Origin of the sequence: Delftia sp. Lp-1 (assembly GCF_020523835.1) — a bacterium.
Taxonomy (GTDB): Bacteria; Pseudomonadota; Gammaproteobacteria; order Burkholderiales; family Burkholderiaceae_C; genus Comamonas; species Comamonas acidovorans.
In genome coordinates this window covers 231,055-253,530 of the sequence record NZ_JAJALJ010000002.1, presented here as the reverse complement: position 1 = coordinate 253,530, position 22,476 = coordinate 231,055, and the positions used below count along the sequence as shown (strand labels likewise).

At 68.3% G+C, this 22,476-nt stretch carries 27 protein-coding genes; 17 read left to right on the top strand and 10 right to left on the bottom strand.

The features are described from left to right. Position 1: 1 nt before the first annotated feature. Positions 2 to 286 (top strand): hypothetical protein, encoded by a 285-nt coding sequence (locus LGR64_RS17900; protein ID WP_034390794.1) that lies wholly within the window; start codon positions 2 to 4, stop codon positions 284 to 286. Positions 287 to 288: 2 nt separating this feature from the next. On the opposite strand, the gene LGR64_RS17895 is transcribed toward LGR64_RS17900, so the two are convergent. After that, a complete protein-coding gene (locus LGR64_RS17895) occupies positions 289 to 939 on the bottom strand; it encodes a YitT family protein (RefSeq protein WP_013803904.1) in 651 nt (216 codons plus the stop codon). Positions 940 to 1,103: 164 nt separating this feature from the next. Continuing rightward, entirely contained in the window at positions 1,104 to 1,601 is a 498-nt protein-coding gene (bamE, locus tag LGR64_RS17890; protein WP_034390792.1) for an outer membrane protein assembly factor BamE domain-containing protein, read from the bottom strand. Between the two features lie 46 nt (positions 1,602 to 1,647). On the opposite strand from bamE, the gene LGR64_RS17885 reads away from it, so the two are divergent. From LGR64_RS17885 to LGR64_RS17840, 10 genes are all read left to right on the top strand, one after another. After that, positions 1,648 to 1,851, top strand: a complete 204-nt coding sequence (locus LGR64_RS17885) for a DUF3460 family protein (RefSeq protein WP_012203764.1) — start codon at positions 1,648 to 1,650, stop codon at positions 1,849 to 1,851. Between the two features lie 75 nt (positions 1,852 to 1,926). Next, positions 1,927 to 2,793: a segregation and condensation protein A gene (locus LGR64_RS17880; protein ID WP_013803906.1), complete on the top strand. Its 867-nt coding sequence runs from the start codon at positions 1,927 to 1,929 to the stop codon at positions 2,791 to 2,793. 59 nt (positions 2,794 to 2,852) lie between these two features. Beyond that, positions 2,853 to 3,491, top strand: a complete 639-nt coding sequence (gene queE, locus LGR64_RS17875; protein WP_063327091.1) for a 7-carboxy-7-deazaguanine synthase — start codon at positions 2,853 to 2,855, stop codon at positions 3,489 to 3,491. Between the two features lie 8 nt (positions 3,492 to 3,499). Beyond that, positions 3,500 to 3,865: a 6-pyruvoyl trahydropterin synthase family protein gene (locus LGR64_RS17870; protein WP_012203761.1), complete on the top strand. Its 366-nt coding sequence runs from the start codon at positions 3,500 to 3,502 to the stop codon at positions 3,863 to 3,865. Positions 3,866 to 4,007: 142 nt separating this feature from the next. Continuing rightward, positions 4,008 to 4,388: an aspartate 1-decarboxylase gene (gene panD / locus LGR64_RS17865; protein ID WP_012203760.1), complete on the top strand. Its 381-nt coding sequence runs from the start codon at positions 4,008 to 4,010 to the stop codon at positions 4,386 to 4,388. A 27-nt stretch (positions 4,389 to 4,415) separates the two neighbouring features. Beyond that, complete coding sequence (gene bioA / locus LGR64_RS17860) at positions 4,416 to 5,738, top strand: adenosylmethionine--8-amino-7-oxononanoate transaminase (protein ID WP_141829937.1); 1,323 nt, start codon at positions 4,416 to 4,418, stop codon at positions 5,736 to 5,738. Next, entirely contained in the window at positions 5,735 to 6,436 is a 702-nt protein-coding gene (gene bioD / locus LGR64_RS17855) for a dethiobiotin synthase (RefSeq protein WP_141829940.1), read from the top strand. Before bioA ends, bioD begins: the two co-directional genes overlap by 4 nt. Then, positions 6,433 to 7,650: an 8-amino-7-oxononanoate synthase gene (bioF, locus tag LGR64_RS17850; protein WP_141829943.1), complete on the top strand. Its 1,218-nt coding sequence runs from the start codon at positions 6,433 to 6,435 to the stop codon at positions 7,648 to 7,650. Before bioD ends, bioF begins: the two co-directional genes overlap by 4 nt. Positions 7,651 to 7,681: 31 nt before the next feature. Beyond that, on the top strand, positions 7,682 to 8,041 hold the full coding sequence (locus tag LGR64_RS17845) for a 5-carboxymethyl-2-hydroxymuconate Delta-isomerase (RefSeq protein WP_141829945.1): 360 nt from the start codon (positions 7,682 to 7,684) through the stop codon (positions 8,039 to 8,041). Positions 8,042 to 8,056: 15 nt separating this feature from the next. Continuing rightward, complete coding sequence (locus LGR64_RS17840) at positions 8,057 to 8,695, top strand: tRNA-uridine aminocarboxypropyltransferase (protein WP_043824588.1); 639 nt, start codon at positions 8,057 to 8,059, stop codon at positions 8,693 to 8,695. Positions 8,696 to 8,743: 48 nt separating this feature from the next. Here the strand turns inward: LGR64_RS17840 and LGR64_RS17835 are convergent, their stop codons facing one another. From LGR64_RS17835 to LGR64_RS17815, 5 genes are all read right to left on the bottom strand, one after another. Next, entirely contained in the window at positions 8,744 to 9,727 is a 984-nt protein-coding gene (locus LGR64_RS17835; protein ID WP_013803913.1) for a Bug family tripartite tricarboxylate transporter substrate binding protein, read from the bottom strand. Between the two features lie 137 nt (positions 9,728 to 9,864). Then, positions 9,865 to 10,500, bottom strand: a complete 636-nt coding sequence (locus tag LGR64_RS17830; RefSeq protein WP_034390773.1) for an aminotransferase class IV — start codon at positions 10,498 to 10,500, stop codon at positions 9,865 to 9,867. Positions 10,501 to 10,514: 14 nt separating this feature from the next. Further along, the gene (pabB, locus tag LGR64_RS17825) at positions 10,515 to 11,672 is read right to left on the bottom strand and encodes an aminodeoxychorismate synthase component I (RefSeq protein ID WP_230356381.1); all 1,158 of its coding nucleotides are present in this window, start codon (positions 11,670 to 11,672) and stop codon (positions 10,515 to 10,517) included. Positions 11,673 to 11,861: 189 nt separating this feature from the next. Next, positions 11,862 to 12,173, bottom strand: coding sequence for a DUF4148 domain-containing protein (locus LGR64_RS17820; RefSeq protein WP_013803916.1), 312 nt, complete (start codon positions 12,171 to 12,173; stop codon positions 11,862 to 11,864). Between the two features lie 221 nt (positions 12,174 to 12,394). Continuing rightward, complete coding sequence (locus LGR64_RS17815) at positions 12,395 to 13,123, bottom strand: Crp/Fnr family transcriptional regulator (RefSeq protein ID WP_016449056.1); 729 nt, start codon at positions 13,121 to 13,123, stop codon at positions 12,395 to 12,397. 165 nt (positions 13,124 to 13,288) lie between these two features. Between LGR64_RS17815 and LGR64_RS17810 the strand changes: the two genes are divergently transcribed. The 5 genes from LGR64_RS17810 (at position 13,289) to LGR64_RS17790 (ending at position 18,215) form a co-directional block, all read left to right on the top strand. Next, positions 13,289 to 14,509 carry an ATP-binding cassette domain-containing protein gene (locus LGR64_RS17810; protein ID WP_141829951.1) on the top strand — a complete coding sequence of 407 codons (1,221 nt, stop codon included), beginning with the start codon at positions 13,289 to 13,291 and terminating at the stop codon, positions 14,507 to 14,509. A gap of 3 nt (positions 14,510 to 14,512) precedes the next feature. Then, positions 14,513 to 16,075 carry a hypothetical protein gene (locus LGR64_RS17805; protein WP_141829953.1) on the top strand — a complete coding sequence of 521 codons (1,563 nt, stop codon included), beginning with the start codon at positions 14,513 to 14,515 and terminating at the stop codon, positions 16,073 to 16,075. 87 nt (positions 16,076 to 16,162) lie between these two features. Further along, positions 16,163 to 17,044, top strand: a complete 882-nt coding sequence (gene panB / locus LGR64_RS17800) for a 3-methyl-2-oxobutanoate hydroxymethyltransferase (protein WP_012203749.1) — start codon at positions 16,163 to 16,165, stop codon at positions 17,042 to 17,044. A gap of 58 nt (positions 17,045 to 17,102) precedes the next feature. Further along, a complete protein-coding gene (gene panC, locus LGR64_RS17795) occupies positions 17,103 to 17,954 on the top strand; it encodes a pantoate--beta-alanine ligase (protein WP_012203748.1) in 852 nt (283 codons plus the stop codon). A 45-nt stretch (positions 17,955 to 17,999) separates the two neighbouring features. Next, positions 18,000 to 18,215, top strand: a complete 216-nt coding sequence (locus LGR64_RS17790; protein WP_141829956.1) for a DUF3079 domain-containing protein — start codon at positions 18,000 to 18,002, stop codon at positions 18,213 to 18,215. Here LGR64_RS17790 and LGR64_RS17785 read toward each other — a convergent pair. Together LGR64_RS17785 and LGR64_RS17780 are read right to left on the bottom strand one after the other, a co-directional pair. Then, entirely contained in the window at positions 18,200 to 19,393 is a 1,194-nt protein-coding gene (locus LGR64_RS17785; protein WP_141829958.1) for a M20 aminoacylase family protein, read from the bottom strand. The genes LGR64_RS17790 and LGR64_RS17785 overlap by 16 nt on opposite strands. An 8-nt stretch (positions 19,394 to 19,401) precedes the next feature. Continuing rightward, the gene (locus LGR64_RS17780; protein WP_230356380.1) at positions 19,402 to 20,379 is read right to left on the bottom strand and encodes a Bug family tripartite tricarboxylate transporter substrate binding protein; all 978 of its coding nucleotides are present in this window, start codon (positions 20,377 to 20,379) and stop codon (positions 19,402 to 19,404) included. A gap of 122 nt (positions 20,380 to 20,501) precedes the next feature. On the opposite strand from LGR64_RS17780, the gene LGR64_RS17775 reads away from it, so the two are divergent. After that, positions 20,502 to 21,458, top strand: a complete 957-nt coding sequence (locus LGR64_RS17775) for a LysR family transcriptional regulator (protein ID WP_141829961.1) — start codon at positions 20,502 to 20,504, stop codon at positions 21,456 to 21,458. 12 nt (positions 21,459 to 21,470) lie between these two features. On the opposite strand, the gene LGR64_RS17770 is transcribed toward LGR64_RS17775, so the two are convergent. Next, positions 21,471 to 22,400: a LysR family transcriptional regulator gene (locus LGR64_RS17770; RefSeq protein ID WP_141829963.1), complete on the bottom strand. Its 930-nt coding sequence runs from the start codon at positions 22,398 to 22,400 to the stop codon at positions 21,471 to 21,473. Positions 22,401 to 22,476: the final 76 nt, after the last annotated feature.

Genomic DNA, 22,476 nt, shown 5'->3' with positions numbered 1-22,476 from the left:
CATGTCCCGCAAGCCCTCACGGTCCCCGGCCCTGGGGGCTTTTCTTTGCCTGTGCGCCGCGGCCCTGCTGTCCGGCTGCACCGTGGTGGCCGTGACCGCCACGGCGGTCAGCGTCACGGCCTCGGCCGTGGGGCTGGCCGCGGATGCGGCCGTGGGCACGGTAAAAATCGTCGGCAAGGGAGTGGGCAAGGCCGTCGATGCGATGAGCGATGACGGGGCAGCCGCAGACGACAGCGGCATCACGGTCCGCTACCGCACGCCCGATGGGCAGCCTCTGACGCCCTGAGGCTACTGCCCGGCGTAGCGCCCGGGCCGGTGGCTCACGGCCAGGAACACGCCCATGACCACGGCCGCCAGCACCGACCAGGCCACGCGCTCGAAGGGCACGACCCACAGCGCCAGCAGCACCACGCAGCAGTCGATGGCCATCTGCACCTTGCCGGCGCGGATGCCGTAGCGGTCCTGCAGGTAGAGCGAGGCAATGGTGGCGCCGCCCAGGCTGGAGCGGTGGCGCGCCAGGAACAGCAGGCCCGAGCCCATGAGCAGGCCGCCCGCAATGGCGGCAAAGGCCGGGTGCAGGTAGTCGATGTGGATGAGGCGCGGCCCCATTTCGGTGATCAGCGACAGCGCGCCCACGCAGATGAAGGTCTTGACCGTGAAGGTGCGGCCCACGCGCGTCCAGGCAAACCAGTAGAACGGGATGTTGATCGCGAAGAAGACCAGGCCGAACGGCCAGCCCGTGGCGTAGTGCAGCACGAAGGCCAGGCCCGCCGTGCTGCCCGTCAAAAGCCCCGCCTGGGCGAACATCATCATGGCGATGCCCACGAACAGGGTTCCGGTGAAGAGGGCCTGGACATCCTCGAAGAGGCCATGGCGCAGCGAAGCGGTGGCCGGGACAGGCGCAGCAGGCGCGGCAGCGGGTAGGGAAGGCGTGGACATTGTCGGGGTGATGACAGATCTATCGTCGCAAAGGCCCCGGATCGGAGCCTTCACCGTACCCATGGGGTGTCATAGGTACAAACCCGGATTCTAGAGACTGTTGCCCCGGCGCGCTGTGGCGTGCAGGGTACAGCGCATCGCAGGATGCTTGCAGGGGCCTGCTGTCAGGCGCCGCCGTGCAGTTTCTCGCGGCCGGCGCTGCGCAGCACGCGGCCGTCGGGGCCGAAGGTCACGGTGAACTCCATGTCGCGCGTGGGGGGATCGATGTAGTTCCAGTCCCAGTCGGTTTCCTGCTTGAGCTGGTAGGGCGTGATCTTGGCGGGCTTGCCCAGCATGCGGCGCACCTGCTCCTCGTCCATGCCGGGGCGGATCTTCTCGAAGTTGTGCGGCGCCAGCACCTGGCGCAGCGCGCTCATGCGGCCATCGGTGCCGATGGTGATCATGTAGTTGCGGCTGCCGGCGGGCTGGCGGTTGTACTCGAAGGTGCGCGAGCCGTCCGGCTCCGCCCAGATGCGTTCGGGCTCGCCAAAGCGGGCGCGGACGTCGGCCTCGGTGGACAGGCCTTCTTCGAGTTCCTTGATGTTTTGGGGATCGCAGCCGGGCAGCGAGAGCATGCCCATCACGGCCACGGCAACCCCCAGAAGACGGGAGACTAGGTTCATCGGCGGTGTCCCGGTAAAATCACGCGATTCAAGAGGTTATCAGACTATGTCATTCTTTCGCCGCCCCGACTATCGCTCCGACGCCACCAACTTCATCAACGACCTGAAGAAGCAAAAGCCCGAGCTGCCCAGCCAACAGCTGGCCGGCCGCTCGCTGCTGTGGGACAAGGACGTGAACCACGAAGTCTGGGAAGACCTGCGCGCCGGCCGCGTGGACCAGAAGCCCTACGTCTACCAGACGAACTCCTGATTGCCCATGCGATGAAAAATCAGCCTGTTCCCACCGTGCACCCTGCGCATGCGGCATTCGCCCAGGCAGCAAGGCATGGCCGAGGCTGAATCCGCGCTGGCGCCTGCGGGCGCCTCCGCCACATCCCCCCCTCCTGGCGACGGCACCCCGGTCGTGATCGACCAGGTGGCTTTGGCGCGCCTGTACGGCGAGCCGCTGTTCGCCCTGCCGCAGGACCTGTACATCCCGCCCGATGCGCTGGAGGTCTTCCTCGAAGCCTTCGAAGGGCCGCTGGACCTGTTGCTGTACCTGATCCGCAAGCAGAACTTCAACATCCTCGACATACCCATGCTGGACGTGACGCGCCAGTACATGCGATATGTCGACGAGATCCGCAGCCGCAACCTCGAACTGGCTGCCGAGTACCTGCTGATGGCGGCCATGCTCATCGAGATCAAGTCGCGCATGTTGCTGCCGCCCAAGAAGCAGGAAGGCGGCGAAGAGGCAGAGGACCCGCGCGCCGAGCTGGTGCGTCGGCTGCTCGAGTACGAGCAGATCAAGCTCGCTGCCCACCAGCTCGGCCAGGTGCCGCACTACGGACGCGACTTCCTCCGGGCCCAGATCCACATCGAGCAGAACCTGCAGCCGCGCTTTCCCGATGTGGACGTGGCCGAGCTGCAATCGGCCTGGCGCGACATTCTCAAGCGCGCCAAGCTCGTGCAAAGCCACAAGATCACGCGCGAGGAACTCTCGGTGCGCGAGTACATGAGCCAGGTGCTCAAGGCCCTGCAGGGCCGGCGCTTCGTCGAGTTCGAGACCCTGTTCCAGCCCGAGAAAGGCTCGACCGTGCTGGTCGTGACCTTCATCGCCCTGCTGGAGCTGGCCAAGGAAACGCTGATCGAGATCACCCAGGCCGAAGCCTTTGCGCCCATCTACGTGCGCCTGGCCTATACGCCCGTCTAGCGGGCACGGATACAGGCACGCGCACACCGACAGGCCGGCTCCACCGGCCTCCATGCACCATGACTTACAGCGTCAAAGAAATCTTCTACACCCTGCAGGGCGAGGGCGGCCAGGCCGGCACGCCGGCCATCTTCTGCCGCTTTGCAGGCTGCAACCTCTGGACCGGCCGCGAGCAGGACCGCGCCAGCGCCATCTGCCAGTTCTGCGATACCGACTTCGTGGGCACCGACGGCACGCTGGGCGGCAAGTTCGCCACGGCCGACGCCCTGGCCGAACGCATCCTGTCCCAATGGCCGGCCGCCGACAGCCAGCACCGCATGGTGGTTCTGACCGGGGGAGAGCCCCTGCTGCAGGTGGACGAGCCCCTGATCGCGGCCCTGCATGCGCGCGGCTTTCGCATTTCCGTGGAAAGCAATGGCACCGTGGCCGCGCCCGAGGGCATCGACTGGCTGTGCATCAGCCCCAAGGCGGGCGCCGAATGGGTCCAGCGCAGCGGCCAGGAGCTCAAGCTGGTCTGGCCGCAGCCCGGCTTCGATCTGCAGGCCATCGAGGCCGGCACCCGTTTCGACCGCTATTTCCTGCAGCCCATGGACAACGTCCTGCAGGCCGACAACACGGCCGCCTGCATAGCGCAATGCCTGCAGCGCCCGGCCTGGCGCCTGAGCCTGCAGACCCACAAGCTCACCGGCATCCGCTGATTTTTGCCATGCAGTTCACCGTACACCAGCGCTTTTTCTTCGATGCCGCCCACACGCTGGAGCGCGCCATCGAGACCGAGAGCAGCCGCCGCATCCACGGCCACACCTACTATGCCGAAGTCAGCGTCACCGGCCCGCGCAATCCGGACAACGGCATGGTGATCGACCTGGGCTACCTGCGCTCGCGCCTGAAGACCCTGGGCGACGCGCTGGACCATCGCTTTCTCGACGAAATCCCCGGCCTGGGCAAGCCCACGCTGGAAAACCTGTGCCTGTTCATTGCCGATTCCCTGGCCGACCTGCAGCCCGCCCCCAGCCGCATCCGCGTATGGCGCGACAGCATCGGCGATGGCTGCGTGCTCGACCTGAACTGAAGCCAGGCCCCGCAGCGGCGCCGCTGCCGTTGAACAACTTCACGGCCTTCATGGGATTTCTCCTTCGCATATAGACTTGGTGGCTTTTTTTGCCAGCCCAGGCCCCATCAAGACCGCGCAAAGCGCCCCTCGAGAGACAAACATGTTCCGCACCCTGCTCAAATCCAAGATCCACCGCGTCAAGACCACGCAATGCGAGCTGCACTATGAAGGCTCCTGCGCCATCGACGAGGACCTGCTGGACGCCGCCAACATCGTCGAGAACGAGCAGGTCCACATCTGGAACATCGACAACGGCGAGCGCTTCGTCACCTACGCCATCAAGGGCCAGCGCGGCAGCGGCATGATCTCGGTCAACGGCTCGGCCGCGCGCCGTGCCGCCGTGGGCGACCTGCTGATCATTGCCTCCTTCGCCCAGGTGCATGAGACCGACGTGGCCACGCACCAGCCGCAGCTGGTCTTCGTGGACGATGCCAACCGCCAGGTCGAACTGCGCCACCACGTTCCCACGCAGCAGCTGTGAGCTGCGCTGCGGTGTGACAATCGCGCGATGACTCAATCGCTTGCCGCCCGCAGCCTTGCGGCTGTGTGGCACCCCTGCACCCAGATGAAGCGGCACGAGGCCGCGCCCCCCATCGCCATCGCGCGCGCCCAGGGGCCCTGGCTCCACGACACCGAAGGACGCCGCTACCTGGATGGCGTCAGCTCCTGGTGGGTCAACCTCTTCGGCCACAGCCATCCGCACATCCAGACCGCGCTCACCGACCAGCTCGCCAGGCTTGACCATGTGATGCTGGCCGGCTTCACGCACGCGCCCGTGGTCGAGCTGTCCGAACGGCTGGCCACGCTCACCGGCCTGGGCCATGCCTTCTACGGCAGCGACGGCGCATCGGCCACCGAGATCGCCCTCAAGATGAGCGCGCATTACTGGCGCAACCTGGGCCGCCCTGCCAAGAGCCGCTTTGCAGGCTTGGCCGGCGGCTACCACGGCGAAACCGTGGGCGCGCTGGCCGTGACCGATATTCCCATCTTCCGCGAAGCCTATGCGCCCCTGGTGCGCCTGGCCGACACCGTGCCCAGCCCCGATGCACGCGGCGCGCAAGACGGCGAAAGCCCGGTCGATGTGGCACGGCGCGCCGCCGAAGGCCTGCGCCAGTGGCTGGAGCAGCACCACGAGACGACGGCCGCCCTCATCGTCGAGCCGCTGGTGCAGTGCGCGGCCGGCATGGCCATGCACGACCCCGAATACCTGCGCCTGGCGCGCGCACTGTGCGACCGCTACGAGGTGCACCTGGTGGTGGACGAGATCGCCGTGGGCTTCGGCCGCACGGGCAGCATGTTCGCCCACCAGCAGGCCGGCATACGGCCGGACTTCATCTGTCTGTCCAAGGGCCTGACGGGCGGCACGCTGGCCCTGTCGGCCGTGCTGACCACCGAGACCGTCTACGCCGCCTTCTACGACGATTCCGTGGCGCGCGGCTTCCTGCACTCGCACTCGTACACCGGCAACCCGCTGGCCTGCCGTGCGGCCCTGGCCACGCTGGAGCTGTTCGAGCAGACCGATGCCATCAACGCCAACCTCGCGCTGGCGCAAAGGCTTGACGGCGCCTTCGCCCCTTTGAACCAGCACGCCCGCGTGCGCCACGCACGGCGCCAGGGAATGATCTGGGCCTGGGATGTGCAGACCTCGCTGCCCGACTTCTCGCGCCGCTACAGCGCAGCCGCACTGGAGCGCGGGCTGCTGCTGCGCCCTATCAGCAACACCCTTTACGCCATGCCTCCCTATTTGCTGGACGAAGAGGCCGTGCAGCACCTGGCCGCCAGCGCGCTGGCCGCCCTTGAAGACACCCTGGCCCAGGAGAACCATTCGTGAACGCCCACCGCACCATTGGCTGCTTTGTCACCGGCACCGACACGGGCGTGGGCAAGACCCTGGCCTCCTGCGGACTGCTGCATGCGCTGGCCCGCCACCATGCCCGCGTGGTGGGCATGAAGGCCGTGGCCGCAGGCGCCGAGCCCGACGGCCAGGGCGGCTGGGCCAACGAGGACACGCTGGCGCTGCGCGCCGCATCCACCCTGGCCGTGCCGCCCGAACTCGACAACCCCGTGCTGCTGCCCGATCCCATGTCGCCGCACATCGCCGCGCAGCGTGCGGGCCGCTCCATAGAGATCGCACACATCGTGGACAGCTACCGGCGCCTGGCCCAACAGGCCGACGCCGTGGTGGTGGAAGGCGCGGGCGGCTTTCTCGTGCCGCTGTCCGACCAGCTCTCGGGCGCCGACCTGGCCTGCGCGCTGGACCTGCCCGTGGTCATGGTCGTGGGCCTGCGGCTGGGCTGCCTGAACCACGCCGCCCTCACGGCCGAGGCCATCCGCGCGCGCGGACTGCGCCTGGCCGGCTGGATTGCCAGCCGCGTGGACCCCGCCATGCTGGTGCCCGAGGAAAACATGGCATGGCTGCGCCAGCACCTGGACCGGCAACTGCAGGCGCCGCTGCTGGCCGACATCCCCTTCCAGCAGCACCCCGACCCGCGCGCCACCACCTACACCCTGCCGGAGCAATGGCAATGAGCGGCTCCTGGCTGGACGACATCCCCGCGCGCATCGCCGAGCTCGACGCGGCCCACCTGCGCCGCCGCCGCCGCGCCACGGCGCCGCTGCAGGGCGCCGCCAGCGGCGCCCACATGGAGGTGGATGGCCACCCCATGCTGGCCTTTTGCAGCAACGACTACCTGGGCCTGGCAGGACACCCCACCCTGGTGCGCGCCGCCTGCGCGGGCGCCCAGGCCTTTGGCGTGGGCTCGGGCGGCTCGCCCCTGGTCAGCGGCCACAGCACGGCCAACGCCGCGCTGGAGGAACAGCTGGCGCACTTCGTGCAACTGCCGCGCGCGCTCTACTTCTATGCGGGCTACGCCACCAATGCCGGCATCGTGCCGGCCCTGGTGGGCGCGGGCGATGCCCTGTTCTCCGATGCGCTCAACCACGCCTGCCTGATCGACGGCGCCCGCCTGTCGCGCGCCCAGGTCCACCGCTATGCCCATGCCGACCTGACCGATCTGGCCGCGCAACTGGCCGCCAGCACGGCCCGCCGCAAGCTGGTCATCAGCGATGCCGTGTTCAGCATGGATGGCAACGTGGCCGACATCCGCGGACTGCTGGCGCTGTGCGAGCAATACGACGCGCTACTGCTGCTCGACGACGCGCATGGCTTCGGCGTGCTGGGCCCCCAGGGCCGGGGCAGCCTGGCCGAGGCGGGACTGACGGGCGCAAACGCCTCGCCGCGCGTGCTCTACATGGCCACCCTGGGCAAGGCCGCTGGCGTGGCCGGTGCCTTTGTCGCGGGCAGCGACATGCTGGTCGAGTGGCTGCTGCAAAAGACGCGCAGCTACATCTTCGCCACCGCCGCGCCGCCCATGCTGGCCAGCGCGCTGCAGGCCAGCGTGGCCCTGATCGAGGCCGAGGACGAGCGCCGCGAGGCCCTGGCCGAACGCATTGCCGAGCTGCGCGCCGGCCTCACGCCGCTGCTGGCGCGCACGGGCTGGCAGCTGCTGCCTTCGCGCACCGCCGTGCAGGCCCTGGTCATAGGCTCCAACGCCACGGCCCTGGCCGTGATGGAAGGCCTGCGCGAGCGCGGCCTGTGGGTGCCCGCCATCCGCCCGCCCACCGTGCCCGAAGGCACGGCGCGGCTGCGCATTGCGCTGTCGGCCTCCCACACGCGCATCGACGTGCAGTTGCTGCTGACGGCGCTGGACGAGGTCTCGCGCCTGGCCCCACCCATCCCCTGAATCCCTCTTCACCACCGGAACGGAGACATCCATGCCCCATCTCTACGTCGAGTACACCGACAACCTCGCCGGCCTGCCCGGCCAGCAACTGCTGACCGAACTCAACGCCTTCGTCTGCGGCCACCCCAGCATCCTGGACGAGGCCGACGTCAAGGCCCGCCTGCTGCCGGTCAGCCAGTTCGAGATCGGCTCGGCACCCGCCAACCGCGGCTTCGTCCACGTGCAGCTGCGCCTGCTGGCGGGCCGTACCGACACGACCAAGAAGGAACTGTCCGAAGGCATTGCCGCGGTGCTGCGCCGCCTCACGCCCCAGCCGGCCGGCATGATGGTCCAGCTCAGCGTGGAAATCGCCGACATGGACAAGCCCAGCTACTACAAGGGTCGCCTGTAAGGCAGGCGCCGGGCCTTGTCCGCCGTGAGCACCCGCGCACGCTGCGCACAATGCCTGCGCCCTGAGCGCACCTGCCTGTGCCCCCTGGTGCAGCCGGTGCCGCATGCGGTGCAGCTGCTGGTGCTCCAGCATCCCGAGGAAGAACTGCAGGCCAAGGGCACGGGCCGGCTGCTGCACCTGTGCCTGCCCGCCAGCCGCCTGGCGGTGGGCGAGGCCTTCGAGCCAGCGCAGTTGCAGGCACTGCTGCACGCGCCCTGGCAGGCCGGCGACGCCCCGCGGCAGGCCGTACTGCTCTATCCGGAAACACCGCACGGCGACCAGCTGGGCCTGGCCAGGCAAGCGCCCTGGCCGCAGCCCGCGCCATGCCCCGAGGACCTGCGCCTGGTGGTGCTGGACGCCACCTGGCGCAAGAGCCGCAAGATGCTCTACCTCAACCCCGGCCTGCAGGCCCTGCCGCGCCTGGCACTGCAGGGCGACCTTCCCGCCTCGCGCTACGGCGCCCTGCGCAAGGCCCATGCGCCGGGCCAGCTGTCCACGCTGGAGGCAGCGGCCTGCGCGCTGCAACGGCTAGCGCCTGCCGGCCCGTCGCTGCAGCCGCTGCGCGATGCGTTCGAGGGGCTGCTGTCCCTGCATGCCCTGCACAGGCCCGAATGAAAAAACGCCTCGGGGAGCGAGGCGTTTTTCATGGCGGCCGGCCCTGCTTCAGTTTTCCGGCGTGATCTTGGCGAACTTGACCAGTTCGGCGTACTTGCCCATGTCAGTACGGATGATCTGGGCCAGGTTTTCGTCGCCCGTGGGGGCAATGATGCCCGCCCCTTCCAGGCGCGCGCGCATCGCCGGATCGGCCAGGCCCGCCTTCAAGGCCTTCTGCAGGCTGGCCACCACATCGGCAGGCAGGTCCTTGGGTCCCGCCAGCCCGAACCAGCCGCTCAGCGCGTAGCCCTTGAGCGCCGCGTTCTCGCCCAGTGCGGGCACGTCCTTCATCATGGCGATGCGGTGGGCCGTGGTCACGCCCAGGGCCTTGATCTTGCCGCTCTGGATGAACGGAGCCGCCACCGAGGGAGAGACAATGGCGAAATCCAGGTTGCCGCCCGCCAGGTCGCTGGTCATCGCGGCCGATCCCTTGTAGGGCACATGGACGATGTCCACCCCGGCAATCTTCTTGATCAGCTCGCCCGAGAAATGCGGCGTGGACCCGATGCCCGGGCTGCCGTAGCTGTACTTGCCGGGATGGGCCTTGGCCAGGGCGATGAACTCGTCGATGGTCCTGGCCGGCATCTTGGTGCCGGCCACCCACAGGTTGGGCAGCACGCCGGTCAGCGCGATGCCGGTCAGGTCCGTGGCCGGGTCGTACTTCTGCGCGGCGTTGACGAACTTCGTGCCCGCCAATTCGTTGCTGGAGCCTGCAAGCAGGGTATAGCCGTCGGCCTTGGCACCGACCACGCGCTGCGCGGCCACCACGCCGGCGGCGCCGGGCACGTTGTCGACCACGACGGTCGCATTGAGGTGCTTGGCCAGGATGTCACCCACCACGCGCCCCACCAGGTCGACCGAGCCGCCTGCCGCGTAGCCGACGACGACGCGAATGGGCTTGTTGGGATAGGTGGTCTGGGCGCACAGCGGGCCCGCCGCCAGGACAGCCGCGGCGCTGATCAGCGCGCGGCGGGAAATACGGAATTCATGCATGGATCGATCTCAGGGGAGACAGGCATCAGCCAACAATCAAAATGATATTGCTCAACAATATTCACCGATTGTCTGACATTGCCATCCGCAATCCATCCCTGAAAACCATGAGTTCAGCCCACGGCCCTAGGGCCTGTTCAGCGCAGAACCGCCGGCAGCCAGCCGCGCAGGCTGTTGACGAAGGCCCAGCCCTGCACGCGTGGCAGGTCGTCAAGCCGCACCGGGTGCTCCACCACGCGGCCCTCGTCCAGCGCCACCGCGCGGCCCACGCCGGGCAGCAGGCCGCTGGACAGCGGCGGAGTCACCCAGCGGCCCGCCAGCAGCACGGCGATGTTGCCGCGCGTGCCCTCGGTGATCTCGCCGTCCTCGTTGTGGAGCACGGTGTCGAACACCGAGGCATCGGTGGGCTGCAGACTGTCGTAGTGCGCGCGGCGCGAGGTCTTGAAGCGCACCCAGTCGCCATGCGCCACCGCATTGGCGATGGGCCGGTCGGCCAGCGCCAGCCGAACAGGCGTGGCGGAAGGCGGCAGCGGCGCCGCCTGGGTCTGTATCCGCCCCGTGGCATCCAGCGCCAGGCGCACGCGCCAGTGGCCGCTGGCGTGCGCCTGGCGCAGCTGCTGCAATGCCTGCTCCAGCACGGCATCCGTGCAGGGCCGGCCGAAATGCCGCGCCGCGTCCTGCATGCGCGTCACATGGCGCTGCAGATGGATGAAACCGCCATCCCGCAGGGCCAGTGTTTCCAGAATGTCGAAATCGAAGTCCGTATCCGCCATGGCTGCACGCCCTTTCACACCTTGTCCAGAAAAGCCCTCTTGTGGCGCCATTCCTGCCATTCGGCAGGCGCCTCGGCGCCCGAGGTGATGCCGCTGCCGATGCCGCAGCGCAGTTCCGTGCCACGCGCCACCACCGTGCGTATGGGCACATTGAAGGTGGCGTGCACGCGCCCCGCGGCGATGCCGGGCCGCACCACGCCCACGGCGCCGCAGTAAACGCCGCGCGGACCCGATTCCAGTTCGTGGATGAGCCGCATGGCCTGGCGCTTGGGCGCGCCCGTGATGGAGCCGCAGGGAAACAGTGCCGCAAACACGTCCGCCAGGCCCGTACCGGGCCGCGTGCGCGCCTGCACGTCGGACGTCATCTGCCACACGGTGGGCAGGGGTTCGGCATGGAACAGGCGCGGCACCTGGACGCTGAAAGGCTCGGCAATGCGCGAGACATCGTTGCGCAGCAGGTCCACGATCATCACGTTCTCGGCCCGCTCCTTGGGCGAGGACCGCATGGCCTGGACATTCGCCTCGTCCTGTGCAGGCGTGGCGCCACGGGGCGCCGTGCCCTTCATGGGGCGCGTGAGGATGCGCTCGCCATCCCAGTCGAAGAACAGCTCGGGCGAGACGGACAGCACCTGCTCGTCGCCGCTGTCCATGCAGGCCACGTAGCCGCCGGGCTGGGCGCGGCGCAGCGCGGCGAACAGCGATGGAATGTCGCCCAGCAGCCGGCCCATGAACTGGGCCGTGTAATTGATCTGATAGCAGTCACCGGCCGCAATCGCCTCGTGGATGCGCGCAATGGCGGCATCGAAATCCGCGCGCTCCAGGCCGGGCTGCCATTGCACCTGAGATTGCACCTGAGGGCCGGTATCGACTGCATCCGCGTCTTCAGGCCAGGGCCGGGGGCCGTCGAAGACGGCAAACCAGGCCAGCGGCTCGCCTTGCGGCGTGGCATGCAAGGCGCCCGCGTAGGCCGCGTCAAACGCCGCCGCCGCCTCGTAGCGCACCCAGCCCAGGCACCACAGGCCGGCCTGGGCGGCCTGCTGCACGGCGTCAAGCACACCGCGCACCTGCTCGGGCGCATGGGCGGCCAGGCTGCGCAGCGGCGGCCCGAAGCCATGGCGCAGCCGGGCGGCCGAACCGTCATGGGGGTTGGGAAAATCGATCAGAAACTTCACAAAACGGCCGTCAACGCATGCTGTACTTGCATCAGCAGCTTCGCTATCGATAGCAGCCACTGACACGGGGCCGCCCAGTGTAGAGCGAGGGAAACAAAAAAGCGCCCCGAAGGGCGCCAAACCAAGCATCCCGAAAGGACGCTTTCCACCAACAGGCCCGGCACCATGCCGGACCCATATCCATTCACATCACTTCTGCGTGACGGTGTGCTGGCCTTCCAGGCGGGCCACGGCCTCACGGTAGGCGGGGCCGCTGCGCAGTTGCTGGTAGCGGGCCAGGCCGCGCTGGTATTCGGCCGAGTTGTAGCTGATGTCGCGGTCTGCCGAAGGCGAGGGCAGGTAGGTCATGCCCGCCTGGTGCCACATTTCGAGGTCGGCCAGCACTTCGGCGCGGCTCAGGCCTGCGGTGGCGGAGGACGAGGGGGAAACGGCTTCTTGGGCCATTGCAGTGCCGGCGAGGCCCAGGGTCAGGGCGGCCAGTGCAGCGGAGAGGGTACGCATGTCAGATCCTTTCAAAAGGCCGCTCGGCATTCATTTCCTCACGGCATGGACGTACTATGCGGCGCTGCAGCATTCTTCGTCTGTGCGTTTTCTCACGTGTTTTCGCATCCGGCCCGGGCGGCCCGCCGCCTTTTCACCCGTGCTCCCCTCGACAGAAGGCGAATTCACGCGTTCTAGAAACAGTGTTTTTCGCGGCTTGAAACAGCCGCGGCAGACAAGGCTCAGCGCGCTTCCTCGAGCAGCACGCGCAGGCCTTCGACATGGCAGATGCGCAGGTTGCGGCCTTCGCGCCGCAGCAGGCCCAGGCGCACCAGGCGCGACATCTCGCGCGCCACTTCCTCGCGGCTGGAGCCCAGCATCAGGGCCAGGTCGGTCTGCCGGGGTGCGGGGGCGAGCAGGGCCTGCCCCTGCTCCTCCCCGGCCAGTTCGGCGCGCTCCAGCAGCAGGGCATGCAGTCGGCTGCGCACGCTGAGGGTTCCCAGATTGACCATGCGCCGCGCCAGCGTCACGGCCAGGCTGCTGAGCCGCACGATGAAGGCGCGCAGCACCAGGGGCTCGCTCATCAGCAGTGCTTCCACATCCTCGGGCGCAAGCGAGGCCACCAGGCTGGGTTCTCCCGCCTCGACGACCAGCGGTATGCCCCCGCATTCGTTTTGCTGCTGCTGCATCTGGCCGCCGACGAACATGCCTGTGGCAATTTCACCGAGCGTCAGCCCGCGTCCGTTCGCGGCATAGCTGCTGACGCGCAGGCTGCCGTGGACGAGCATGTACATGCGCTGGTCGGCATAGGCGCCCTCCAGCCTCTGGTGCGTGGCCAGTTGCTGCCAGCGGCATTGCGCGGCCAGTTCGGCCAGGCGCTCGTCGGACAGGCTTTGCAGCACATGGACCTGGCGCAGGCCCTGCCAGGCCACGGCGGGAAGAAGCGGAGATGTCTGTAGGGAACCGGACATGGTGCAACACCGTTGAAGCGCATCCGCAGGGCCTGTGCGGGCCCTGTCGTCCATCGCGGGAAGTACAGCATAGCGGGATCGCATAGACTCGTCGCGCGCCGGGAATCGCGCTGTCCGGCTCCCCGGATGGCCGCACCGCGCAGCACAGAAAAAAGGGAGGGCTTCATGGAATCGAGCATCGAATCGGCACGACCACCCGCGCGCCCGCAGGCCACCGTGGCGGCCTGGGCGCAATCCGTGGAACAGGCGATCGCCAGCCAGCAATGGCATGGTGCGTGGCGTGCACTCATAGACGCCGCCCTGCCTGCCGAAACCGCCGTGCAGCAGAGCCTGCTGACTGCGCTGGACGCCTGGGATGGCCTCGCTGCCGATTCCGGCGCAGAGCCACGCCGCGCGCTGGTGCAGCAAGCCTTCGATGCCCTGCATGCCGCCCATGCCCCGGGCCAGGCGCTGCAGGCCGATTCCGCACCTCCCCGCGCGCACCGTGCGTACCGTGTACAGGGACGGCAACTGGTCAAGCGCTACCGGCGCGGCGGCTTTGCGCTGGGGCCGGTGGATGTGGCCGTGGAGCCCGGCACCATCCTGGGACTGGTGGGCGAGAACGGCAACGGCAAGACCACCTTGCTGCGCCTGCTGGCCGCCGATCTGGCGCCCGACGCAGGGCAGCTGGACTGGGGCGCTCCTGCCGCCGATGCCTACCTGCTGCGCACCCAGCTGGCCTATATCCCCCAGCGCCCGGCCGTCTGGGGCGGGCGCCTGATGGACCATCTGCAATTCGCCGCGCGCAGCCATGGCGCCGTGGGCCCACGCAACATCTGCCTGGTACAGCTGGTCATCGCGCAGCTGGGGCTGCGCGCCTTCCGGGGCCACCAGTGGAAACAGCTGTCCTCGGGCTACAAGATGCGCTTCGAGCTGGCGCGCGCCCTGCTCTGCCGGCCGCGCGTGCTGCTGCTGGACGAGCCGCTGGCCAACCTGGACATCAACGCCCAGCAGACCCTGCTGACCGATCTGCAGTCGCTGGCACGCTCGCCCTGGCAACCCATGGCCCTGGTGCTGAGTTCACAGCAGCTGTACGAGGTGGAAAAGGTGGCCGACCAGGTGCTGTTCCTGGAGCAAGGCCAGCCGCGCAGCGTTCAGCAGAGCTTTGCCGCCATGCAAGGCTGCGCCATCGAGTTCGAGACCGGCTGGGCCATGGCGCAACTGAAACCCTGGCTGGACCGGCTGCCATCCCATACGCACCAGCTCAGCGGCCAGACCCACATCGTGAGCTTTCACGTGCCGTTCACGGCAGCGCAGTTCCTGGCTCAGGCCGTGCAGGCAGAGATGCCCGTGCGCTATTTCCGCGACATCACCGCATCCACCCGCCGCCTGTTCGTGAGGGACTGAGCCATGGCACGTTTTTCCGATATGACGAACCGCTGGGACCAATGGGTGCTGATGCGCTGCCCCCTGCTGTGGCAGCTGCGCCTGCACTGGTATCTGCCGCTGGCGCTGCTGTGGTGCGTGCTGGTGCTCGGCGTTTGGATGCAATGGATGGCCGAGCCGGCGCGCTGGATGGGCTCCCTGCCCGGCGTTGCGTCCACGGCACAGCAAACGCCCGAGCAATTGGCACTGGACATCGGCTCCGTCGTGGCCTGGATCGTGGCGATCGGCCTGGCGCTGTGGTGGTTGCTGCGCGTGCGCATCCACAACCGCTGGCGCGAACACGCCCCCGTGGGCCGCTGGGGCCTGTGGTGGGAGTACCTGTGGGGAGCCTTGTTCCTATCGCTATTGTTCGCGCCTGCGATCGCCTTTTCGCCCATCTATGAAATGCGGATGCAGCGCCAATGGTCGGACACGGATGTCAGTGCACAGATCCAGACTGTCGAGCAAGTCGCAGCCCTGGAGGCGCTTGTCGCGCCACGCCAGGCGGCCATGCTCGTGGAATGGATACGTGTGCTGCGCGAGGAAGAGGTCGATCCGGCGAAGTACCCGAGCATCCAGGCCCTGGTCTGGTTGATGCGCGGAGACCAGGCCGCGATTGCCCAGACACTCGAGCGCTACGGCCAGCCATTGCAGGCCAGAGGCTATGTGCGCCAGTCTGCCAGCTCCGCCCAGGACCAGGCGGAGCACCTGCTGGCCAGCTACCGCAGCGCGCTGCAATCCCCCCTGGCCGAGGAATGGCGCGCCTACCTGGCCGCCAACCCACCATCAGAGACTGGCGAGAAGGTATCCAGAGCGCAGAACTCCAACTGCAAACCAGCCCTGGGTCGCAGCAGGCCTTTGGATCTGGAGCCGGAACCGCGCAAATGCTTCGGTACCTATCTGGCCCAGAGCAACCGTGAGTGGCTCATGCTGCTGGAGATGTTCGACAGCCGATGGAGCCCGATGCAGCATGTGCAATGGAAGCACGCGCGCTACGGCCTCGCCCTGCCTGCCTACCAGGAAAGCCATCTGCGGCGCGCTGACAGGTCCCGCGACGACGAATGGCCAAGGATGTCCCAGTTGCTGGCAACCGCCAGCGCTGGCTTTTTCCTCGCCTTGGCCCTGGTGCTGGTGCGCCTGATGCCTGCCATGCAGCTGGTGGCCTGGGGCGCATGCCTGGTCCTGACCTTGCTTGGCAGCGTGCTGGCCGGGATGCTGGGAATCACCAACCTCTATGTGCTGGGGCTGTTTCCAGCCGCGCTGATATCGGTCGCCTGGCTGCGCATCCGTGTGCTCAAGCGCCCCTGGGCAGGCGCGGTGCTGCTGGCCCTGGGCATGTCGCTGGCCCTGATATGGCTCGCCGCCGCCTGGTCCAAGTGGTCCGCACTGCTGTTGCCCCAACCCGCCGGCAGCGCAGGCCCTTGGACGGATACCCAGCACTGGCTGGACCTGCTGATGGGCGCGCCTGCCGTGGCAGCCAGCACGGCCATGCTCGTGGCCCTGCTGTCTCCGCTGTGGCGCCGATGGCGTGGCCTGCCCGAAAGGTGACGGAAAAGCAAAGGACAGCTCAGGGACAGGTGCCCCCCGCGCGCATCGCATAGACTCGCGGCAATTCCATCCCCCTCCGAGCGCCCCATGACCCAAGCACCCGTCACCGCCGGCACGCCCTACGGCACCATCCCTCCCGCCTCGCCGCTGCCCCAGCGCCGCCCCGTGAGCCTTCCGCGCCTGGCGCAGATGCGCGAGGCCGGCGAGAAGATCACCATGGTCACCGCCTATGACGCCACCTTCGCGGCCGTGGCCGATGCGGCCGGCGTGGAGTGCATTTTGGTGGGCGATTCGCTGGGCATGGTCTGCCAGGGCCTGCACAGCACCGTGGGCGTGTCGCTGCAGGACATGTGCTACCACACCGCCAGCGTGGCGCGCGGCCTGCACCGCGTGCAGGGCACGGCCTGGCTGATCGCCGACATGCCCTATGGCAGCTACGCAGAAAGCCGCGAGCAGGCCATGCGCAGCGCCTGCGAGCTGATGCAGGCCGGCGCCCATATGGTCAAGCTCGAAGGCGGCGGCTGGACCGCGCCCACCGTGCAATTCCTGGTCGAGCGCGGCGTGCCCGTCTGCGCCCACCTGGGACTGACGCCGCAGACCGTGCATGCGCTGGGCGGCTACCGCGTCCAGGGCAAGAGCGACGAGGGCGCGGCCACGCTGCGCCGCCATGCGCTGGAGCTGCAGGATGCAGGCGCCTCCATGCTGGTGCTGGAGATGGTTCCGGCACAGCTGTCGCGCGAACTCACGGCCGAGCTGCCGCACTGCCACACCATCGGCATCGGCGCGGGCAGCGGCACGGCCGGACAGGTCCTGGTGCTGCACGACATGCTGGGCGTGAACCTGGGCAAGATGGCCCGCTTCGTGCACAACTTCATGGCCGATGCGGGCAGCGTGAAGGGTGCCTTCGAGGCCTATGTGCATGCCGTGAAGAACGGCAGCTTCCCCGACGACAGCAAGCACGCCTGGTAGTCCGGCAGGCTGCACGGTCCGTTTTTCCGCTTCCCGCTTCCCGTTCCCCCGTTTTCCCATGCAAATCGTCCACTCCATCGCCGACCTGCGCGCCATCCTGTCGAGCAAGGGCCGCCCCGCCTTCGTGCCCACCATGGGCAATCTGCACGACGGCCACCTGTCCCTGGTGCGCGCCGCGCGCCAGCACGGCGACATTGCCGTGGCCAGCATCTTCGTGAACCGCCTGCAGTTCCTGCCGCACGAGGATTTCGACAGCTATCCGCGCACCTGGGAGGCCGACTGCGCCAAGCTGGAGGCCGAAGGCTGCGACCTGCTGTTCGCCCCGCGCGAAGCCGATCTCTACCCCGAGCCGCAGACCTTCAAGATCCAGCCCGACGCGCAGCTGGCCGACATCCTCGAAGGCCATTTCCGCCCCGGCTTCTTCACGGGCGTGTGCACCGTGGTGATGAAGCTGTTCTCGGCCGTATTCTTCGCCAGCGGCGGCGGAACGGCCGTGTTCGGCAAAAAGGACTACCAGCAGTTGATGGTGATCCGCCGCATGGTCGAGCAGTTCGCCCTGCCCGTGAACATCGTGGCCGGCGACACGGCGCGCGCCGACGACGGCCTGGCGCTGAGTTCGCGCAACGGCTACCTGAGCGACGACGAGCGGCAGCAGGCCATGGCGCTGTCGCTGGCGCTCAAGCAACTGGCCGATGCCGCGCGTGCGGGCCAGGCGCCGCTGGCCGAACTGGAAGCCTGGGCCATGCAATCCCTGGCCGCCCAGGGCTGGGAGCCCGACTACCTGACCGTGCGCCTGCGCCGTGACCTGCAGCCGCCCGCCGAGGGCGCGCAACTGGCCGGTGCACCACTGGTGGCCCTGGGCGCCGCGCGCCTGGGCAAGACGCGCCTGATCGACAACCTGGAGTTCTGATCCAGCGCAAAACCCTGGCGGCCATGGCGGTCCAAGCTGGATGCCATGGCCAAGAAATTCCCCATCCACCCCGCCCATCCCGAGCGCACCTGCTGGGGCTGTGACCGCTACTGCGCCCGCGACGAGCTGGCCTGCGGCAATGGATCGGACCGCACACAGCACCCGGTGGAAATCTTTGGCGACGACTGGATGGAGTGGGGCCCGGGCCCGGGCATGGCCCCCGAGCCCGCCGCCGAACCCCGGCCTCAATCCACCAGATAGCGCTCCACCAGCAGGCTCCAGTACGCGGCACCGGTCAGCAGGTTGTCGTCGTTGAAGTCGTAGCGCGGGTGGTGCACGGGGTGGCAGTGCTCGCTGAACAGGCCATTGCCCAGGCGCAGGTAGCAGCCCGGCCGGCGCTCCAGCATGAAGGCGAAATCCTCGCCCGGCGTGATCGGGCCGAAGTCCGGGTCCACGCGCTGCGGCCCCACCAGCTCGCGCGCGACCTCCACGGCGAAATCGACCTCGCGCCCGGTGTTCACCAGCACCGGATAGCCCTGCTGGTGCTCGATCTGCACGCTGGCGCCATAGCTTTGCGCCTGCCCCTGGGCAATGGACTCGATGCGCTCGCGCAGCTGCACCCTCACGCCGGGATCAAAGCAGCGCACGCTCAGCTCGATGCGCGCCTCGTCGGGAATGACGCCGTAGAAGCCCCCCGATTGCAGCGAGCACACGGACAGCACCGCCGTCTGCATGGGATCGACATTGCGCGAGACGATGCTTTGCAGCGCCATCACGATGCTGGCCGAGACCACCGACGGGTCCACCGTGAGATGGGGGCGCGCCACATGCCCGCCCTTGCCGATGACGCGGATGGCGATCTTGTCCGTCGCCGGCTGAAAGGCACCCTTGCGCATCATGAAGTGCCCCAGCTCCGCGCCCGGATGGTTGTGCATGCCGAACACGGCATCGCAGGGAAAGCGCTCGAACAGGCCGTCGGCGATCATGCGCTCGGCCCCGCTGTCATGGCCACGCTCCTCGGCCGGCTGGAAGTACAGGTGCAGCGTGCCCGAGAAATTGCGCGTCCTGGCCAGGTACCGGGCAGCGCCCAGCAGCATGGCGGTGTGGCCATCGTGGCCGCAGGCGTGCATCTTGCCCTCGATGCGGCTGGCATAGGGCAGGCCGGTCTTTTCCTGCATGGACAGGGCGTCCATGTCGGCGCGCAGGCCGATGCGGCGGCCGCCCGTGCCCGCGCTCAGCGTGCCGACCACGCCCGTGGTACCCACGCCGGTGGCCACCTCGAAGCCCCATTCGGCCAGCTTTTCGGCGACCAGCGCAGCCGTGCTGCGCTCCTCGAATGCGATCTCGGGATGGCTGTGGATGCGGTGGCGGATGGCCCGGATCTCGGGCATGTCCCCGGCCAGCTCGGCCAGTTTCTGGTGTCTTGCGGTCTGGTTCATGTTTGGGCTCACTCGGGGCGCAGGTCCAGCTGCCTGACGGCATCGTTCCATTTGCGGTGCTCGGCCGCCAGGAAGGCCTGGAAATCGGCCGGCGTTCCCGGCATGACTTCGTTGCCGGTGGCCGCCAGCGTGGTCTGGATGTCTGGCTGTGCCAGCACTTTTTGCAGGGCAGCGTTGAGTTTGTGGATGACAGCCTCGGGCGTTCCCTGGGGCGCGACCAGTCCGTACCAGGAAGTGACGTCGAAGCCCGGGTAGCCGGATTCGGCGATCGTCGGGATCTGGGGCAGGTTCTTGAGCCGCGTGGCCCCCGAGACGGCCAGGCCGCGCATCTTGCCGGCCTGGATCATGGGGCCCGAGGACGAGGCGATGTCGAAGGCCACATCCACATCCCCGGCCAGGATGCCCGTGAGCATGGGGGCCGTGCCCTTGTACGGCACATGGGTCATGCGCATGCCTGCGCGGGCACTGAGCATCTCCATGGCGATCTGCGGGCTCACGCCGGCGCCCGTGGACCCGTAGTTGACCCCGCCGGGCCGGGACTTGGCCTGCGCCACGAGCTGGCGAACATCGCGCAGCGGCGAGTCCTGCCGAACGACCAGGATGTTGGGCACCCTGACCAAGCCGCCCACGGGCGCGAAGTCCCTGGCCAGATTGGCCTTCATCGAGGGGTACAGCAAGCCCGGGCTGTAGACCAGCGAGGTCCCGCCGAACAGCAGCGTATGGCCATCGGCAGGCGCCTTGGCGACGAACTGCGCCGCGATGTTGGTGCCGGCCCCCGGCTTGTTCACCACGATGACGGCCTGGCCCAGTTCGCGCCCCAGCCCGTCGCCGACCAGGCGGGCCGTGGTGTCGGCCGAGCCGCCCGGCGTGAAGCCGACGATGATCTGTATGGGCTGCATGGGAAAGCGCGGCTCCTGCGCGCCTGCGGCGGTGGCCAGCGCGCAGCCCAGGGTCGGCAGGATGAGGCGGGGGTGTATCACGATCATGTTTCCTCGTATGGCTCTTGAATGGCGTCTTTCCGGACCGGGTCGCCCTGTGCCTGACTGGCCGCGTGAAATTGAAATTCAGTGTAGGTTTCGGGTCTTGATTCAACAAATCGATATGGATGATGTCTCGCATCGATCATTTCAATCTGCGCTCCTTCGACCTGAACCTGCTGCTGGCTTTCGACGCACTGATGCAGGAGCGCAGCGTGACGCGCGCCGCCGCCTGCCTGCGCATCAAGCAACCGGCCATGAGCCATGCGCTGTCCACGCTGCGCCTGCTGATGGACGATGAACTGTTCGTGCGCGTGGGCTACCACATGGAGCCCACGCTGATGGCCCGCGAACTGCACGCCCCGGTGCGCGAGCTGCTGGAGGCCTCGCAGAGGCTGCTGCTGTCGCGCCGCAGCTTCGATCCGGCCACCGATGAACACACCTTCCGCATCGGCATCTCCATCCAGTCCGAATCGCTGCTGGTCTCCGAGCTGTTTGCCGACCTGGCCGTGTCCGCACCGCGCGTGAAGCTGCTGCTCAGCCCCACCAGCCGCGAGCGGGCCTTCGACGCGCTGGATGCCGAGCAGATCGACCTGGCCATCGGCTACCTGCCCGGCGGCAGCGGCTGGCACCGCCGGCAGATGCTGTTCAACCTGGGTGTGGTCTGCTGCTACCACCCGGCCCTGCTGCCGTTTGCCGCGCCGCTGAGCCTGGCGCAGTACCAGGCCGGCCGCCACGCCATGATCTCAGCCAAGGACAGCCTGTACGGCTATCTGGAAGATGCGCTGGAGGCGGCAGGTGTGGCCATCAACCCGGTGCTCGCGGCATCCAACTTCCTCACGCTGTTCGCCACCGTGGCACGCGCACCGTTGCTGACCACGGTGCCGGCCATCGTGGCACGCCACTATGCGCCGCTGTTCGGCTTGGCCATCAGCCCGCTGCCGTTTGCCTTTCCGTCCTTCCCCGTGGAGCTGGTCTGGCATGCGCGCAGCCATGAGGACAGCGCCCACCGGTGGCTGCGCCAGCGCCTGGAGCGCAGCGCCCAGGCCATCGTTCCTGCCGACATGGTGCGCACCCCTTCGGCCTAGGCACTGCCGCCTTCAGCCGACCGCGGCCACCTCGGCGGCGAGCGCGTCCACCAGCCACTGCGCCTCGGCCACGGCTGGCCGGTGCAGCGGCAGCAGCGCATGGACCTGGAAGGGAATGGAAAACGCCAGCGGCCGCACCACCAGCTGCGGCCCGGCGCAGGCACGCGCCGTCAGCGGATTGACGATGGCCACGCCCAGGCCATGCTGGACCATGGCGCAGACCGCCACGGCGCTGTGGGTCTCCAGGTGCAGCTGGCGCTGCACGCCGGCCTGCTCGAACACGGCATCGATCTGCTGGCGATAGGGATCGTCGCGCGCCAGGCTGACAAAGCTTTCCCCGGCAAAGTCAGCCACCTCCAGCACCGGCCTTGCGGCCAGCGCATGGCCTGCGGGCAGCACGGCCACCTCGTCCATGGCGGGCAGCGCAAGGGCGCGCGTGCCCGGAGGCGCCTCGGCCAGCTCGGCCAGGCCCAGGTCGTAGCGCTGGGCGGCCATCCACTCCTGCAGCAGCGGCGCCTCCTGCGTGGCCACGCTGACGGCCACTGGGCCGTGCTCCGCATGCAGGCGTGCCAGCGCTGCGGGTAGCAGCGCATGGCTGAGGGCAGGCAGGCACAGCACGTTGATGCGCGCCTGGTGCGGTCGGCCCAGGGCCAGCGCATGCTCCACCACCCGGTCCAGCCCCTGCCAGCTGCGCTGCACCTCGGCCCACAGCGACAGGGCGCGTGCCGTGGGCCGCAGCCGGCCCTGGGCACGCTCGAACAGCGCGTAGCCCAGCAGGCTCTCCATCCGCGCCAATTCGCGGCTGACGGTGGGCTGGGAGCTGAACAGCATCTGCGCCGCCGCCGTGGCGCTGCCGCTGAGCATGAGCGCGCGAAACACCTCCAGGTGGCGGTGGGAGATGCGGGGTTCGGGAGACGTGTGCGGCAGCGCGGGGTCTTGCATGGCAGGAGCATATCCAAATCAAATAGACACCATAAGAACAAGCATTGGACTGAATGACCGCCATCCACCATCATGC

Bases quoted from the DNA above. Each gene is read 5' to 3' on its own strand.
- LGR64_RS17790 (WP_141829956.1), top strand. From the start codon at position 18,000: ATGGCCAAGAAATTCCCCATCCACCCCGCCCATCCCGAGCGCACCTGC.
- bioF (WP_141829943.1), top strand. From the start codon at position 6,433: ATGAGCGGCTCCTGGCTGGACGACATCCCCGCGCGCATCGCCGAGCTC.
- LGR64_RS17775 (WP_141829961.1), top strand. From the start codon at position 20,502: ATGTCTCGCATCGATCATTTCAATCTGCGCTCCTTCGACCTGAACCTG.
- LGR64_RS17885 (WP_012203764.1), top strand. From the start codon at position 1,648: ATGTCATTCTTTCGCCGCCCCGACTATCGCTCCGACGCCACCAACTTC.
- LGR64_RS17785 (WP_141829958.1), bottom strand. From the start codon at position 19,393: ATGAACCAGACCGCAAGACACCAGAAACTGGCCGAGCTGGCCGGGGAC.
- LGR64_RS17810 (WP_141829951.1), top strand. From the start codon at position 13,289: ATGGAATCGAGCATCGAATCGGCACGACCACCCGCGCGCCCGCAGGCC.
- panB (WP_012203749.1), top strand. From the start codon at position 16,163: ATGACCCAAGCACCCGTCACCGCCGGCACGCCCTACGGCACCATCCCT.
- queE (WP_063327091.1), top strand. From the start codon at position 2,853: ATGACTTACAGCGTCAAAGAAATCTTCTACACCCTGCAGGGCGAGGGC.
- LGR64_RS17895 (WP_013803904.1), bottom strand. From the start codon at position 939: ATGTCCACGCCTTCCCTACCCGCTGCCGCGCCTGCTGCGCCTGTCCCG.
- bioA (WP_141829937.1), top strand. From the start codon at position 4,416: ATGACTCAATCGCTTGCCGCCCGCAGCCTTGCGGCTGTGTGGCACCCC.
- LGR64_RS17770 (WP_141829963.1), bottom strand. From the start codon at position 22,400: ATGCAAGACCCCGCGCTGCCGCACACGTCTCCCGAACCCCGCATCTCC.
- panC (WP_012203748.1), top strand. From the start codon at position 17,103: ATGCAAATCGTCCACTCCATCGCCGACCTGCGCGCCATCCTGTCGAGC.
- LGR64_RS17900 (WP_034390794.1), top strand. From the start codon at position 2: ATGTCCCGCAAGCCCTCACGGTCCCCGGCCCTGGGGGCTTTTCTTTGC.
- bamE (WP_034390792.1), bottom strand. From the start codon at position 1,601: ATGAACCTAGTCTCCCGTCTTCTGGGGGTTGCCGTGGCCGTGATGGGC.
- LGR64_RS17805 (WP_141829953.1), top strand. From the start codon at position 14,513: ATGGCACGTTTTTCCGATATGACGAACCGCTGGGACCAATGGGTGCTG.
- LGR64_RS17780 (WP_230356380.1), bottom strand. From the start codon at position 20,379: ATGATCGTGATACACCCCCGCCTCATCCTGCCGACCCTGGGCTGCGCG.
- LGR64_RS17830 (WP_034390773.1), bottom strand. From the start codon at position 10,500: ATGGCGGATACGGACTTCGATTTCGACATTCTGGAAACACTGGCCCTG.
- LGR64_RS17815 (WP_016449056.1), bottom strand. From the start codon at position 13,123: ATGTCCGGTTCCCTACAGACATCTCCGCTTCTTCCCGCCGTGGCCTGG.
- LGR64_RS17820 (WP_013803916.1), bottom strand. From the start codon at position 12,173: ATGCGTACCCTCTCCGCTGCACTGGCCGCCCTGACCCTGGGCCTCGCC.
- LGR64_RS17845 (WP_141829945.1), top strand. From the start codon at position 7,682: ATGCCCCATCTCTACGTCGAGTACACCGACAACCTCGCCGGCCTGCCC.
- panD (WP_012203760.1), top strand. From the start codon at position 4,008: ATGTTCCGCACCCTGCTCAAATCCAAGATCCACCGCGTCAAGACCACG.
- LGR64_RS17870 (WP_012203761.1), top strand. From the start codon at position 3,500: ATGCAGTTCACCGTACACCAGCGCTTTTTCTTCGATGCCGCCCACACG.
- LGR64_RS17835 (WP_013803913.1), bottom strand. From the start codon at position 9,727: ATGCATGAATTCCGTATTTCCCGCCGCGCGCTGATCAGCGCCGCGGCT.
- LGR64_RS17880 (WP_013803906.1), top strand. From the start codon at position 1,927: ATGGCCGAGGCTGAATCCGCGCTGGCGCCTGCGGGCGCCTCCGCCACA.